Source organism: Paraburkholderia yinzeri (genome assembly GCF_046581065.1).
Classification (GTDB): Bacteria; Pseudomonadota; Gammaproteobacteria; order Burkholderiales; family Burkholderiaceae; genus Paraburkholderia.
In genome coordinates this window covers 1,846,588-1,860,908 of record NZ_JBFOCJ010000001.1, presented here as the reverse complement: position 1 = coordinate 1,860,908, position 14,321 = coordinate 1,846,588, and the positions used below count along the sequence as shown (strand labels likewise).

Genomic DNA, 14,321 nt, shown 5'->3' with positions numbered 1-14,321 from the left:
GGGCCCGCTGGTGTCCACTAATCGTGTGTCGGGAAATTCGCCTCATGGGCGCATCCCGCGATCATAGCAAGGTATCGGGCCCCGCACCGAGGCGGGTTTTCGCGCGCCTCCCGCGAGCCCGGCGCCGTCGCGCCCGCAAGCTACAATATCGTCCATGACACGCAAAACCCGCACTCAACCCATCCACGACGCTCCAGCCGATCAGGACGACAACGGCTACGATCGTCCCAGCAAGTCGCAGCTCAAGCGCGAAATGACGGCGCTCCAGGAACTGGGCACCGCCCTCGTCGAGCTGCCGAAAGACGCGCTCAAGCGCATGCCGATGACCGAAGACCTCGCGGAAGCCGTCCACGAGGCGCGCCGCATCACCGACCACGAAGGCAAGCGCCGCCAGCTCCAGTACGTGGGCCGCATGATGCGCGGCCTGAACGAAACCGAGGTCGCCGCGCTGCGCACGGCGCTCGAAGAGCACCGCGGCGTAAACCGGGCCGCCACGGCGCGTCTGCACTGGATCGAACGCACGCGCGAGAAGCTGCTCGCCGACGACGCCGCGCTCACCGAATTCATTCGCCAGCACCCCGCCGCCGACCCGCAGGAAGGCCGCACGCTGATCCGCAACGCGCGGCGCGAGCAGGAGCAAGGCCGGCCGCCCAAATACTTCCGCGAACTATTCCAGTGGATCAAGACCGCGAGCGGCAGCCCGGACGAGGCCGACGATACGGCCCCTGACGGGGACGAGGAGCGCGACGATGACGAAGCCTGAGCGTCGCCACCCGGACGAACTGCTGATCGGCCTCGTTTCGGTGAGCGACCGCGCGACGGCGGGCGTCTATGAGGACAAGGGCATTCCGTCGCTGACGGAATGGCTCGGGCTGGCGCTGAAGTCGCCGTGGCGCGCGGAAACGCGCCTGATCCACGACGACGCGGCCACGATCTCCGCCGCGCTCACGGCGCTCGTGGACGGCCTTGGCTGCGACCTCGTGCTGACCACGGGCGGCACCGGGCCGGCGCGCCGCGACGTGACGCCCGAAGCAACGCTCGCGGTGGCGACGAAGGAAATGCCCGGCTTTGGCGAGCAAATGCGCCAGATCAGCCTGAACTTCGTGCCGACGGCGATCCTCTCGCGCCAGGTCGCGGTAATCCGCGAAACCGCCGATCACGCGGCGCTGATCATCAACCTGCCGGGCCAGCCGAAGTCGATCCGGGAAACGCTTGAAGGCCTGCGCGACGAGACCGGCGCCGTGAAAGTACCGGGCATCTTCGCGGCGGTGCCGTACTGCATCGACCTGATCGGCGGGCCGTACATCGAAACCGATCCGAACGTCGTCATGGCGTTCCGGCCGAAAAGCGCGCAACGCCCGCCGCGCGCCTGAACCACCCTTCGCTGCGGGAGGCGGGATTTACTTCGCCGCCCCACCCGCTCCAGCGTCTGCCGCCGGCGCCTGGCTCGCGCCGGGCACGAGGAAATGCTCGCGGTAGTACTTGAGTTCGTCGATCGACTCGTGGATGTCGGCCAGCGCCGTGTGCATCGCGCGCTTCTGGAAGCCCTTGTAGATGGCCGGCTGCCAGCGGCGGCACAACTCCTTGAGCGTGCTGACGTCGAGGTTGCGGTAGTGGAAGAAGCGTTCCAGCGTCGGCATCCAGCGCGCCATGAAGCGGCGGTCCTGGCAGATCGAGTTGCCGCACATCGGCGACTTGCCCGGCGGCACGTACTGCGCAAGAAACGCGAGAATCTGCCCGGTGGCGCTTTCCTCGGTCACCATCGAAGCGCGCACGCGCTCGATGAGGCCCGAGCGGCCGTGCGTGTTGCGGTTCCACTCGTCCATGCGGTCGAGTTCGGCTTCGGTCTGGTGAATGGCCAGCACCGGGCCCTCAATCACCTTGTCGAGCGTCGAATTCGTCACCACCACGGCGATTTCGATGATCCGGTCGTTGTCGGGGTCGAGCCCCGTCATCTCCATGTCGAGCCAGATCAGGTTCATGTCGGTGCGTTCGAGCGGCGCCTGGCCGGCCGTCGTGGCGGAGGTCGTGTCAGTCATGAAAGGCAATCCGGAAAACGGTGAGGACGCGGCAGGGAAGCGCGAGGGAAGCTGCGACGCAGCGAGCTTGCAGTCGCCCAGCCGACAAGATCATATAATTGTCGCATAGATACCACGGACCCCACGGATGGCTAATTTGTCCCCCGCGCTGACCTTCAGCGCTCTTTTCGTGTTCGCAGTGCTCGCCATGGCCGCGACCAAGCTCTGGCTCGCCACGCGCCAAACGCGCTTCGTCGCGGCCCACCGCGGCGCGGTGCCCGCCCGGTTCGCGGCCACCATCCCGCTCGCCGCCCACCAGCGCGCCGCCGACTACACGGTCGCGCGCACGCGCCTCGGCATGCTCGAAATCGTGCTCTCCGCCGTCGTGCTGATCGCGCTCACGCTGCTCGGCGGCGTGCAGGCGCTCGATCTCGGGATTTCCGGCTGGCTCGGGCGCGACTATGTCGGGCAGATCGCGTTGATCGGGGCGGTGCTCGCCATCAGCGGCGCGGTGGAACTGCCGCTCGACTACTACCGCCAGTTCGTGATCGAAGAGCGTTTCGGCTTCAACCGCATGACGAAGCGCATCTTCGTCATGGACCGCCTCAAGGGTCTCGTGATCGGCGCGGCCTTCGGCATCCCGCTGCTGTTCGTCGTGCTGTGGCTCATGAGGCAGGCCGGCAGCCTCTGGTGGCTGTGGACCTGGGCCGTGTGGGTGGCGTTCCAGATGCTCGTGCTCGTGCTCTACCCCACCTTCATCGCGCCGCTCTTCAACAAGTTCGAGCCGCTCAAGGACGAGGCCCTGCGCTCGCGCATCGAGGCGCTCATGCAGCGCTGCGGCTTCGCGGCCAAGGGGCTCTTCGTGATGGACGGCAGCCGCCGCTCCGCGCACGGCAATGCCTACTTCACGGGCTTCGGCGCGGCCAAGCGCATCGTGTTCTTCGACACGCTGCTCGCGCGCCTCTCGGGCAGCGAGATCGAGGCCGTGCTCGCGCACGAGCTCGGTCACTTCAAGCGGCGCCACGTCATCAAGCGCATGCTCGTGACCTTCGCGATCAGCCTTGCGCTACTCGCGCTGCTGGGCTGGCTCTCCCAGTGCGTCTGGTTCTACGAGGGGCTCGGCGTGCGGCCGTCGCTGCTCGGCGGCAACGAAGGACTCGCGCTCGTGCTGTTCTTCCTCGCCGTGCCGGTGTTCCTGTTCTTCATCACGCCCCTGGGCAGCCTCAGCTCGCGCAAGCACGAGTTCGAAGCCGACGCATTCGCCGCGACCCAGACCGACGCGCAGCAGCTCGTCAACGCGCTCGTGAAGCTGTACGAAGACAATGCCTCGACGCTCACGCCCGATCCGCTCTATACCGCGTTCTACTACTCGCATCCGCCCGCTTCGGAACGGATCGACCGACTGCTCGCGCACGCATGAGCCGGCGCGGACCAAAAGCCGCCGCGCGAGGCGGACAAGGGGGCGCGGCCGGAACCGCTGGCGCAACGTCGAGCGGCACGCTGCACGGCGTCGTGATCGCGGCGCACGGCCGCCACTACCTCGTCGCACCGGAAGGCAGCGGCGCGCCGCTGCAGTGCTTCCCGCGCGGCAAGAAAAGCGAGGTGGCGGTGGGCGACCGGGTCGAATATCAATCGACCTCGGCCGACCAGGGCGTGATCGTGGCGATCGGCGAGCGGCGCAACCTGCTTTATCGCTCCGACCAGTTCAAGTCGAAGCTCTTCGCCGCGAATCTCGACCAGCTGCTGATCGTGCTCGCCACCGAGCCGCACTTCAGCGAGGACCTGCTCGGCCGCGCGCTCATCGCCGCCGAGGCCAACGGCCTCAAGCCGCTGATCGTGCTGAACAAGATCGACGTGGAAGCCGCGCTGCCGCTCGCGCGCGCGCGGCTCGAACGCTACCGGGCGCTCGGCTACACGGTGCTCGAACTCTCCGTGAAGGGCCAGCCCGAAGCGGCGCGTGCGGCGCTCGCGGAGCATCTGCGCGGCCACGCGACAATCCTGCTCGGCCAGTCCGGCATGGGCAAGTCGACGCTCGTCAACCTGCTCGTGCCCGACGCCGAAGCGGCCACGCGCGAAATCTCGACGGCGCTCAACAGCGGCCGCCATACCACGACGTTCACGCGCCTCTATATGCTGCCGGACGACGGAACGGATGGCACATCTTCAGGCGGCGCACTGATCGATTCGCCGGGCTTTCAGGAGTTCGGCCTCTACCATCTCACCGAAGGCACGCTCGAGCGTGCGTTGCCCGAGTTCCGTCCGCTCCTAGCGCACTGCCGCTTCTACAACTGTCATCACCTGCACGAGCCGGGCTGCGCCATTCTCGAGGCGGTGGAGGATGGTCGCATTGCACCCGAGCGTCACGCGCTCTACGCGCAGCTCATGCACGAGATCAGCCAGGTCGTGCGCTAGGGAGCGCCCACACCATGCTCAGGCTCGTGCGCGCCCCGAATCTGCTGATTGCCCAGCACTGGATGAACATTCTCGCGACCGCGGGCGTGCCGTGCGAGCTGCACAACCGCTACCTGAGCGGCGCCATGGGCGAAATCCCCGCCGAGCAGTGCGCGCCCGAACTGTGGCTCATGGACGAGCGCGACGAGAAACTCGCGCTGCGCCTCATCGACGAGGCGAAACGCGGACCGCCCGCCGGCACGCCGTCATGGCGCTGCCCCGCTTGCGGAGAAACGCTGGAAGCGCAGTTCACGGTCTGCTGGCAGTGCGGGCGAGAGCGTGACATCCGCGACGAATGACGCAACCAGAGGTGGAATGCAAACGGCCCGCTCATCGAAGCGGGCCGTTTTGCGTGAGGACGCGGTATCGGGAAGCGCGCCGGCGGATCAGAACCAGACGGCGATCGTGAGCATGAGGAGGAGGATCATCCACAGGATCACGGCGCGCCAGACCAGCCCCACGGCCGACTGCAGCGTGCGCGGCGTGCAGTCGTCGCCGACCGTGTACGGGCCGCCTTCGCCCGGTGTGGTGGCGAGCGCGTCGAGGCTCGACTGCTCGGCGAGCGGACCCGAGAGCCGCGCGCCCAGCGCGCCGCTGCCGGCCGCGAGCAACACGCCTTCGTTGGTATCGGGCCACTGGTTCGCGTGATTGCGCCAGGCGTAGATCGCATCCTCGAAATTGCCGACGATCGCGAAGCCAAGCGAGGTCAGCCGGGCCGGCACCCAGTCGATCACGAAGAACACGTGCTGCGCAAAGTTCGAGAACGACTCGCTGCGCTCGTCGGCCGGACGCGACCACTCGCGCGCGAGATATTCGGAGATACGGTACAGCACGGCGCCGGCTGGGCCGATCGGCACGAGAAACCAGAAAAACACGCCGAACACGTGCCGGTGCGACGCCACCACGGCATGGATCAGCGTGTGGCGCACAATCTCGCTCACCGGCATGTCCACGGTGTCCATGCCGGTCCACTCTTGCAGGATCTCGCGCGCGCGGGGCACGTCGTCGTTGTTGAGCGCGAGATGGATGTCGGTAAAGTAGTGGCTGAACTGCCGGAAGCCGAGCGTGAAGTACACCACCACCACGTTCCAGAGGAACGCCAGCACGAAACTGATGTGGTAGAGCACGTAGTACACGAGCGCCGTGCCGAGCGTCCACGGCAGCACGACGACGAGCCAGGCGATGACGCCGTGCTTCTTCTTGCCCGCGTCGAAGCCGTGCGCGGCCCATTCCGCATTGAGACGCACGAGCCCCATCACCGGGTTGTTCGGCGAAAGCGCCCGCACCTGTTCGATGACGAGAGCCAGCAATACGGAGAAGAAGGTCATGCGACGCGCCGTGCGATGCTTGTTAAGGAAATTGTTGCAAAGATATCACAGGGCCAGATGTGCCTGAGTGCCTGGCTGCAAACGCACAACACTTAAGCACCTGGGTAGTCCGGAGCGCTTGTTTCGAACTCACCATCGGAGCACGCCGCCAGAACACACCATCAGGCCAGCAGGAAGCGATAGAAGTTGCGCAGCATGCCGGCTGTCGCGCCCCAGATGAAATGCGCGCCGCCCACGCCCTCCTCGCCCGCCGCCGGATACGGCATCGCGAAGAAGCGCCGCTCACCGCCTTCCCAGCGCAGCACCCGCACCTGGTGATGGGCCGGATTCATGAGGAAGCTGAGCGGCACCTCGAAGATTTCGGCCACTTCGAGCGTATCGGCATGGACATCGAACGGTTCGTGCACGAGCCCCACCACGGGCGTTACGCGAAAGCCCGTACCGGTCAGATAGTCGGGCAGCGCGCCCAGCACCTCGACGCGCGCCGGATCCAGATGCACTTCCTCGTGCGCCTCGCGCAGCGCGGCGGCCACGGGCGTGGGGTCGGAGGGCTCGCGGCTGCCGCCGGGGAAACTCACCTGCCCGGCGTGGTTGCTCAGATGGTCGGCACGCTGCGTGAGCAATACGGTCAGGCCCGACTGGCGCATGGCGAGCGGCACGAGGACCGCGGCCTCGCGCGGATCGCGCATTTCGGTGAAGCGCGCTTCCTGCGGCTCGGGGTCCCACGGCAGGCGCTGCTCGAAACGCGCGCGCAGACCTTCGGGCGTGAGCCGCCCGGCGGCAACCGGCGGCAGATGGGCGCCGGTCGATTCGATCGGCAGGCTTTCGGGTTCAAATGCTGGACGTCTCAACGGATCTCTCGAGTCACTGCCGGATAACTATTTTGCGTCCAAAACAAAAAAAGCACCCCGGAGGGTGCTTTTTTCTTACAGCTTTTAAGCCTGCTCGCCCGGAGCCGCTGCGCGGTCTTTCGACACCAGCTTTTCCTTGATACGAGCCTTCTTGCCCGACAGGTTGCGCAGGTAGTAGAGCTTCGCGCGACGGACGTCACCGCGACGCTTCACGACGATGCTGGCCAGCAGCGGCGAGTACGTCTGGAACGTACGCTCCACGCCTTCACCCGACGAGATCTTGCGCACGATGAACGACGAGTTCAGACCGCGGTTACGCTTTGCGATCACGACGCCCTCATAGGCCTGAACGCGCTTGCGGTTGCCTTCAACCACGTTCACGTTGACGATCACCGTATCGCCGGGGGCGAATTCGGGGATGGTCTTCTCGCCCAGCACGCGCTGGATTTCTTCCTGTTCGAGTTTTTCGATCAGATTCATGGATTCACTCCGTAAGCCATCATGTCGGCGTTCGTACCTGTGCCGGATTCCCGTGGAATCGCTGCAACGACGGCCCCGATAGAGGATGGATTCACAACTGGCGCCGTTCACGCATGAAGCGGCACCGCCTTGGGCGCCTCGCGGCGCACCCGCCCGAAGCCTTACGCTTCGTCCGGACCCTTCGCGAGACTAGCGAGCCATGCCTCGTCGGCACGGCTCAACATTCTGTTCTTCCTGGCCCGCGCGATCAGATCGGGCCGCTTGCTCCATGTATTGCGCAGCGCCTCGCGACGGCGCCACTGCTCGATTTCCGCGTGATGGCCGCCAAGCAGCACATCGGGCACCCGCACGCCCTCGTATTCCTCGGGCCGCGTGTAGTGCGGACAGTCGAGCAGACCGTCGACGAAGCTGTCCTGCACCGCCGAAAGCGCATCGTTCAGCACGCCCGGCAGCAACCGCACCACGGCATCCATCAGGGCCATGGCGGGCAATTCGCCGCCCGACAGCACGAAGTCGCCAAGACTGACTTCCTCGTCGACGTGACGGTCGATCAAACGCTGATCGATCGCCTCGTAACGGCCGCACAGGATCACGAAACCGGGCTCCTGCGCAAACTGCACGGCGCGCTCGTGCGTGAGCGGCTTGCCTTGCGGCGACATCAACAGCACGCGCGGCGCGCTCACGCCCTGTTCGGCCTGGGCGGCTTGCGCCGCGCCGATGGCCGCTTCGAGCGGCCTCGCCAGCATGACCATGCCAGGGCCGCCGCCATACGGGCGGTCGTCGATCGTGCGGTAGTTGTCGGTCGTGAAATCGCGCGGATTCCACGTACGCAACGTGTAGCGCTGCTGCTTCGCCGCCCGGCTGGTGATGCCCCAGTCGGTCAGCGCACGGAACATCTCGGGAAAGAGCGTCACGACATCGAACTGCATCGCTCTCTCCGTTCAGCGAAATGAGTACAAACTGATTACAAGCGCACGCTCAGTAATCGGCTTCCCAGTCGACGACGATACGCTTCGCCGCGAGGTCCACCGACTTGACGTACACGCCGACGAACGGGATCAGCCGCTCGCCGGTGGCCGGCTTGCCGTCCTTGCCCGTCGACGGATACTCGGTGCGCAGCACCGAGTGCGCACCGTTGTCGATCAGGTCGGCGACCTTGCCGAGTTCGACGCCCGCCTCGTTGACGACGTCGAGACCCATCAGGTCGACCCAGTAATACTCGTCGGCCTGGGGGGCGGGAAATTCGGCGCGGCTCACGTAGATACGCGAACCGCGCAGGAGCAGTGCGGCGTCGCGATCGGCTACGCCTGCCAGTTGCCCGACAACGCTGTCGCCGTGCACCTTCGCGGCAATGCGCACCGCGGACTGCCGCTCGCGGCCCTTGACGAGCCACCAGCGCTTCGCCGCCAGCAACGCGCTGCCGCCTTGCGCATGCGGCGCGACCTTCACCCAGCCCTTGAGGCCATAGGCGTCGATCACGGCGCCGACTTCGACGGCATCGGCCGGAAAGCTCGACTCCGTTGCGGGCAGCAAGCCTTCGGCCGCAGCCTTCGGAACCTCTGCCGCACGTTCGGGCTGCGACTTGCGCACGAACGCGCCAAAAGACGGCGCAGCACGGCGCGCAGCGCCAGCATCCTTGCGCGGTTTGACCGAAGCCGGCGCATCTGCTTTTGCGGCTTTTGCGTCGTCATGCATCGGCGAACCTCGCATCAAGCCAAAGCTCAAGCAGCAGGCGTTGCCTTTTGCGATTCCTTCACGAGACGCTCGACGGCCGGCGACAGTTGCGCGCCAACGCCTTGCCAGTACGTCACGCGGTCTTGCGCGATACGCAGCGTTTCACCCTTGGTAGCGACCGGGTTGTAGAAGCCCACGCGCTCGATGAAACGGCCGTCGCGGCGGTTGCGCGAGTCGGTTGCGACGATGTTGTAGAACGGGCGCTTCTTCGAGCCGCCGCGTGCCAGACGGATGATGACCATACTAGAATCCTTGAAAACCGGGGGTTCGGGACTACTGAAACAGACGATTATATCCCGAAACCGAAGCCATAACAAACACTTAACTGAGAATCCAGGAGGGAAAGTGCGATGAATGGCGATCGATCGAGGCGGGATGGCCGCGCGGAAAGGGCTCGGACGTGGGTTCGCACGGCGCTGCTGCGGCTTTTTGCAGGCCTGCCGCATCGCACTCTGTCCCCGCATACGAACAGAACACCGGGTTGCGACAGGGTCCTGCGCGCACGCCAGGCCGGCATTCTGACATACCGTACGGCCGCCGCCGCTCTCCTCGCGCTTACCGCGCCGTTTGCGCTGGCGGCCCTCCCCATCGAGCGCATTCAACTGCCGCCCGGCTTCCACATCGAAGTGCTCTCGGACGACGTGCCGGCCGCCCGCGAGATGACGCTCTCGCCCAGGGGCATCCTTTACGTCGGCAGCATGGACGGCCACGTGTACGCACTGGAACTGCGCGACGGCAAGCTCGCCCGGAAACATGTGATCGCGTCGGGACTGGAAATGCCCGTGGGCGTCGCGTGGCACGACGGCGCACTGTACGTCTCCGCCGTTTCGTCGATCCTGCGCTACGACGCCATCGATAGCCATCTCGACGACCCGCCCCAAGCCGTCGTCGTGACGAACGCCCTGCCGGCCGACCGCCATCACGGCTGGAAATTCATCGCGTTCGGTCCGGACGGCAAGCTCTACGTGCCGCAGGGCGCGCCCTGCAACATCTGCCTTCCCGCGAGCGACCCGCAGCGCACGCGCTACGCGATGATCGGCCGCATGGACCCGGACGGCAGCCACTACGAGACGATCGCGCGCGGCGTACGCAACACGGTGGGCTTCGCGTGGCATCCCGAGACGCACGAACTCTGGTTCACCGACAACGGCCGCGACATGATGGGCGACGACGTACCCGACGACAAGCTCAACCGCCTCGCACGCGCCGGCCTCGACTTCGGCTTCCCGTATTGCCACGGCGGCGACGTGCCCGATCCCGAGTTCGGCGCGGGCCACCCATGCAGCGGATTCACACCGCCGGTCATGAAGCTGGGGGCGCACGTCGCCTCGCTCGGCATGCGCTTCTACACCGGCACGATGTTTCCGCCCGACTACCGCAACAGCATTTTCATCGCCGAGCACGGTTCGTGGAACCGCAGCAGGAAAGTGGGCTACCGCGTGGTGCGGATCACCGCGAATCCGGACGGCACGAACGCGCGTCAGGAGGTATTCGCGCAAGGATGGCTCAACCCCGACGACACCCAATGGGGCCGCCCCGACGACGTGGAGCCGCTGCCCGACGGATCGCTCCTCATCAGCGACGACTACGCGGGAGCGATCTATCGCGTGACCTGGACGAAACCGTAGGCCGCGCGGCACTGCGCACGCACGGGCGCGCGACGTACAATGCCCGACGGCTGCCGCCGTTGCGGCATCAACGACTTCGCGCCTTCGCCCGCCCATGTCCCAAGCCTCTCCTTCAACGCGCTTTCGCTCCAAGACGCTCACCGCCGCGCTCGCGTTCTTCTTCGGCAGCCTCGGCGCCCATCGCTTCTACCTCTATGGCCTGCGCGACTTCTGGGGCTGGGCGCACGTGTTCGGCACGTTGCTCGGCGTTCCGGGCGTGCTGCTGCTCGTCGCCAGCGAGCGCGCCTCGACGGCGGGCTGGGTGCTCGCGGTCATCGGCGCCGTTTCGGTGCTCTCGGCGTTTCTCGCGGCCATCGTCTACGGCCTGCGCCCCGACGCGAAGTGGGACGCCCAGTTCAACGCGCAAGCCGGCCGCCAAAGCCGCTCGGGCTGGGCGGTGGTCTTCGTCGTGATCTTCTCGCTGCTGATCGGCGCGTTCCTCCTCATGTCGGGACTCGCGCTCTCGTTCCAGACGTATTTCGAATCGCAGGTCGAGGCCGCAAAAGCGCTCTCTCAATAGCGCTCTCCCGATAGCGATCTTTTCCCGCGTTAGAAAAGATCGAGCTGCGGCTTTTCGCGCGCGGACTTCGTGCTCACGAACTCCGACATGTCGAGAATGCCGTGCCGCCGCTCGTTCAGTCCGAGCCGCCGCACCGCCTTGTGAAAGCGCTGCTTGAGCAGTTCGGACCAGAGACCCGTTCCCTTCATGCGCTGCGAGAACGCGGCGTCATAGTCCTTGCCGCCGCGCATGTCGCGCACGCGGTTCATCACGCGCCCGGCGCGCTGCGGAAAATGCGCGGCGAGCCATTGGTGAAAGAGCGGCGCCACCTCCCACGGCAGGCGCAGGACGATATAGCTCGCGCTCGTCGCGCCCGCCTCCGCGCAGGCTTCGAGCACACGCTCCATGTCCGGCTCGGTGACGAAAGGAATCACCGGTGCAATGCTCACGCCCACCGGAATGCCCGCCTCGGCCAGCGTGCGGATCGTGCGCAACCGCCGCGCCGGGGAGGCCGCGCGCGGCTCGAGCGTGCGCGCGATATCGGCGTCGAGCGTCGTGATCGTGATCGCGGCCATGAACTGGTTGCGCTGGGCCATCGGCACGAGCAGGTCGAGGTCGCGCTCGATCAGCGACGATTTCGTGATCGCCGCGAATGGATGCCCGCGCTCGGCCAGCACCTCGATCACGCGGCGCGTGAGGCGCAGTTCTCGTTCGATGGGCTGCCACGCGTCCGTGCTGACGCCGAGCGCGATCGGCTCGGGCTCGTAGGACGGCTTCGACAGTTCGCGTGCCAGCAATTCCGGCGCATTGACCTTCGCGTAGAGCCGGCTTTCGAAGTCGAGCCCCGGCGACAGGCCGAGATAGCTGTGCGTGGGACGCGCGAAGCAGTAGATACAACCGTGCTCGCAGCCGCGATAGGGATTCAGCGAAACGCTGAACGGGATGTCCGGCGACTGGTTGCGCGTGAGGATGCTCTTCGCGTGTTCCTCGAACACCTGCGTGCGCAATGCGGGGGCCTCCTCGCCACCATCTTCGGCGCCGGGTTGCCGCCAGCCGTCGTCGAAAGTCTCGCGCTGATCCACTTCGTAGCGCCCCTGCAGGTTCGTGACCGCACCGCGCCCCTTGCGGGGCGCCGGTGGCGCAATGGGTTGCCACGCGTCGGCATCGTCGTGCGGCTCGCGATCGGGATCGTTCACAGGGAAATAAAAATGCGGCTCGATACTGTATAAATATACAGTATCGAGCCGCATTGTCGAGCCCGAAAAACGGGGCCGCCTCGCCTCAGGCGCCAACCGCGATCGTCAGTGTTTCCTTGATCTCTTCCATAACGACGTAGCTCTTCGACTGCACGGCGCCGGGCAATTGCAGCAGGATGTCGCCAAGCAGCTTGCGGTAGTCGGCCATTTCGCCGATGCGCGCCTTGATCAGATAGTCGAAGTCGCCCGAGACCAGATGGCATTCGAGCACCTCGGGAATCTTCTGCACCTCGCGTCGAAACTGCTCGAACATGTTGCCGCTCTTGTGGTCGAGCGTGATCTCGACGAACACCAGCAGCGCCGCTCCCAGCACGCCCGGGTTCACGCGCGCGTAGTAGCCCATGATGACGCCGTCGCGCTCCATGCGCTTGACGCGCTCGATGCAGGGCGTCACGGAAAGCCCCACCTGCTCGGCGAGATCCTTCATCGCCATGCGCCCGTCCTCCTGAAGCAGCTTGAGGATGCGGTGATCGAGCCGGTCGAGTGCGCGGACCGGCTGGCGCTGCGTTCTCATGTTTTTTTCCTGAATATTTGAGAAATACAATAACTAAATCTAGGCATACAACAATAGCATAGCTAATAACACTAGCTACGCCGCTCAAAGCGTGTTTTTTCCTGTTTGCCCTGCCCTGTCACGTGGCAAGGCGGTCTGGAACCGGCGTCGCATCAACAATATCTATTGGAGCAGCAGCTATGCGAGTCGTCATATTGGGCAGTGGAGTGGTCGGCGTGGCCAGTGCCTGGTATCTGGCGCGCGCGGGCCACGAAGTGACGGTCATCGACCGCGAAGCCGGCCCGGCGCTCGAAACCAGCTTTGCGAACGCCGGCCAGATTTCGCCGGGCTATGCCGCGCCGTGGGCGGCGCCGGGCGTCCCGCTCAAGGCGATCAAGTGGATGTTCGAAAAGCATGCGCCGCTCGCCATCCGCCTCGACGGCACGAAGTTCCAGCTCCAGTGGATGTGGCAGATGCTGCAGAACTGCTCGGCCGAACGCTATGCGCTCAACAAGGGCCGCATGGTGCGCCTTGCCGAATACAGCCGCGACTGCCTGCAGGCCCTGCGCGCCGACACCGGCATCCAGTACGAAGGCCGCACGGGCGGCACGCTGCAGGTGTTCCGCACGCAGCAGCAGTTCGAGGGCGCGGCGAAGGATATCGCCGTGCTCAAGGAGGCAAACGTGCCGTACGAGCTGCTCAGCGCAGCCGAACTCCAGCGCGCCGAGCCGGCGCTCGCCGCGGTCTCGCACAAGCTGACGGGCGGTCTGCGCCTGCCGGGCGACGAAACCGGCGACTGCCAGCTCTTCACCACGCGTCTCGCCGCGATGGCCGAGCAACTGGGCGTGAAATTCCGCTACAACATGCCGATCGACAGCCTCGCGGTCTCGGGCGATCGCATCGCGGGCGTGCAGTGCGGCAGCGAGTTCGTGCGCGCCGACGCCTTCGTGGTTGCGCTCGGCTCGTTCTCGACGAAGATGCTCGCGAACATCGTGAAGATTCCGGTCTATCCGCTCAAGGGTTACTCGATCACCGCGCCGATCGTGAACGCGGATGCCGCGCCGGTCTCGACCGTGCTCGACGAAACCTACAAGATCGCGATCACGCGCTTCGACAATCGCATCCGCGTGGGCGGCATGGCGGAGATCGTCGGCTTCGACAAGACGCTGCGCGAAGCGCGCCGCGAGACGCTGGAAATGTGCGTGAACGACCTGTTCCCGGGCGGCGGCGACACCACCAAGGCCACCTTCTGGACCGGCCTGCGTCCGATGACGCCGGACGGCACGCCCGTGGTCGGCCGCACGCCGCTCCCGAATCTGTTCCTCAATACAGGCCACGGCACGCTTGGCTGGACGATGTCGTGCGGTTCGGGCCAACTGCTCGCCGATCTCATTTCGGGCAAGCAGCCCGCGATCAAGGCCGACGATCTCTCGGTGTTCCGCTATCTCGGCGAAACGCAAGGCGCGCACCGCCCCGCCTACGCGTAACGCCGCGGCTTCGACAGCACGCCAGGCACAAGCGAAAATCGGCGCCCGAGGGCGCCG

General features: G+C 65.9%; 17 protein-coding genes. 8 read left to right on the top strand and 9 right to left on the bottom strand.

What is annotated here, in order from left to right; translation table 11 throughout:
* Positions 1 to 154 precede the first annotated feature (154 nt).
* Both yjgA and mog read left to right on the top strand, forming a co-directional pair.
* Positions 155 to 763, top strand: coding sequence for a ribosome biogenesis factor YjgA (gene yjgA, locus WJ542_RS08915; protein WP_411188959.1), 609 nt, complete (start codon positions 155 to 157; stop codon positions 761 to 763).
* Positions 750 to 1,373 (top strand): molybdopterin adenylyltransferase, encoded by a 624-nt coding sequence (gene mog, locus WJ542_RS08910; protein ID WP_411188958.1) that lies wholly within the window; start codon positions 750 to 752, stop codon positions 1,371 to 1,373. The genes yjgA and mog overlap by 14 nt, the downstream gene beginning before the upstream one ends.
* A gap of 27 nt (positions 1,374 to 1,400) precedes the next feature.
* On the opposite strand, the gene orn is transcribed toward mog, so the two are convergent.
* Positions 1,401 to 2,039, bottom strand: a complete 639-nt coding sequence (gene orn / locus WJ542_RS08905) for an oligoribonuclease (RefSeq protein ID WP_411188957.1) — start codon at positions 2,037 to 2,039, stop codon at positions 1,401 to 1,403.
* Between the two features lie 127 nt (positions 2,040 to 2,166).
* On the opposite strand from orn, the gene WJ542_RS08900 reads away from it, so the two are divergent.
* Genes WJ542_RS08900 through WJ542_RS08890 form a run of 3 tightly spaced genes read left to right on the top strand, consistent with a single transcriptional unit; the run spans position 2,167 to position 4,768 of the window.
* Entirely contained in the window at positions 2,167 to 3,438 is a 1,272-nt protein-coding gene (locus tag WJ542_RS08900; protein ID WP_411188956.1) for a M48 family metallopeptidase, read from the top strand.
* Complete coding sequence (gene rsgA, locus WJ542_RS08895; protein ID WP_411188955.1) at positions 3,435 to 4,430, top strand: ribosome small subunit-dependent GTPase A; 996 nt, start codon at positions 3,435 to 3,437, stop codon at positions 4,428 to 4,430. Before WJ542_RS08900 ends, rsgA begins: the two co-directional genes overlap by 4 nt.
* Positions 4,431 to 4,444: 14 nt before the next feature.
* Positions 4,445 to 4,768: a putative signal transducing protein gene (locus WJ542_RS08890; RefSeq protein WP_411188954.1), complete on the top strand. Its 324-nt coding sequence runs from the start codon at positions 4,445 to 4,447 to the stop codon at positions 4,766 to 4,768.
* A gap of 87 nt (positions 4,769 to 4,855) precedes the next feature.
* On the opposite strand, the gene WJ542_RS08885 is transcribed toward WJ542_RS08890, so the two are convergent.
* The 6 genes from WJ542_RS08885 to rpsP form a co-directional block, all read right to left on the bottom strand.
* Positions 4,856 to 5,797 carry a CobD/CbiB family protein gene (locus WJ542_RS08885; RefSeq protein ID WP_411188953.1) on the bottom strand — a complete coding sequence of 314 codons (942 nt, stop codon included), beginning with the start codon at positions 5,795 to 5,797 and terminating at the stop codon, positions 4,856 to 4,858.
* Positions 5,798 to 5,958: 161 nt separating this feature from the next.
* Positions 5,959 to 6,648: a CoA pyrophosphatase gene (locus WJ542_RS08880; protein WP_411188952.1), complete on the bottom strand. Its 690-nt coding sequence runs from the start codon at positions 6,646 to 6,648 to the stop codon at positions 5,959 to 5,961.
* Between the two features lie 84 nt (positions 6,649 to 6,732).
* Entirely contained in the window at positions 6,733 to 7,128 is a 396-nt protein-coding gene (gene rplS, locus WJ542_RS08875; RefSeq protein ID WP_027795316.1) for a 50S ribosomal protein L19, read from the bottom strand.
* Between the two features lie 161 nt (positions 7,129 to 7,289).
* Positions 7,290 to 8,057 (bottom strand): tRNA (guanosine(37)-N1)-methyltransferase TrmD, encoded by a 768-nt coding sequence (trmD, locus tag WJ542_RS08870; RefSeq protein ID WP_411188951.1) that lies wholly within the window; start codon positions 8,055 to 8,057, stop codon positions 7,290 to 7,292.
* A 49-nt stretch (positions 8,058 to 8,106) separates the two neighbouring features.
* A complete protein-coding gene (gene rimM, locus WJ542_RS08865) occupies positions 8,107 to 8,823 on the bottom strand; it encodes a ribosome maturation factor RimM (RefSeq protein WP_411188950.1) in 717 nt (238 codons plus the stop codon).
* A 26-nt stretch (positions 8,824 to 8,849) separates the two neighbouring features.
* Entirely contained in the window at positions 8,850 to 9,104 is a 255-nt protein-coding gene (gene rpsP / locus WJ542_RS08860; protein ID WP_027795319.1) for a 30S ribosomal protein S16, read from the bottom strand.
* 108 nt (positions 9,105 to 9,212) lie between these two features.
* Between rpsP and WJ542_RS08855 the strand changes: the two genes are divergently transcribed.
* Both WJ542_RS08855 and WJ542_RS08850 read left to right on the top strand, forming a co-directional pair.
* Positions 9,213 to 10,490, top strand: a complete 1,278-nt coding sequence (locus tag WJ542_RS08855; protein WP_411188949.1) for a PQQ-dependent sugar dehydrogenase — start codon at positions 9,213 to 9,215, stop codon at positions 10,488 to 10,490.
* A gap of 94 nt (positions 10,491 to 10,584) precedes the next feature.
* Positions 10,585 to 11,049 (top strand): NINE protein, encoded by a 465-nt coding sequence (locus WJ542_RS08850; RefSeq protein WP_411188948.1) that lies wholly within the window; start codon positions 10,585 to 10,587, stop codon positions 11,047 to 11,049.
* A 29-nt stretch (positions 11,050 to 11,078) separates the two neighbouring features.
* Here the strand turns inward: WJ542_RS08850 and WJ542_RS08845 are convergent, their stop codons facing one another.
* A complete protein-coding gene (locus tag WJ542_RS08845) occupies positions 11,079 to 12,224 on the bottom strand; it encodes a PA0069 family radical SAM protein (protein WP_411188947.1) in 1,146 nt (381 codons plus the stop codon).
* An 85-nt stretch (positions 12,225 to 12,309) separates the two neighbouring features.
* Entirely contained in the window at positions 12,310 to 12,798 is a 489-nt protein-coding gene (locus WJ542_RS08840; RefSeq protein WP_411188946.1) for an Lrp/AsnC ligand binding domain-containing protein, read from the bottom strand.
* Positions 12,799 to 12,977: 179 nt separating this feature from the next.
* Here WJ542_RS08840 and WJ542_RS08835 point away from each other — a divergent pair, with 179 nt between their 5' ends.
* Positions 12,978 to 14,264, top strand: a complete 1,287-nt coding sequence (locus WJ542_RS08835; RefSeq protein ID WP_411188945.1) for a D-amino acid dehydrogenase — start codon at positions 12,978 to 12,980, stop codon at positions 14,262 to 14,264.
* Positions 14,265 to 14,321 lie beyond the last annotated feature (57 nt).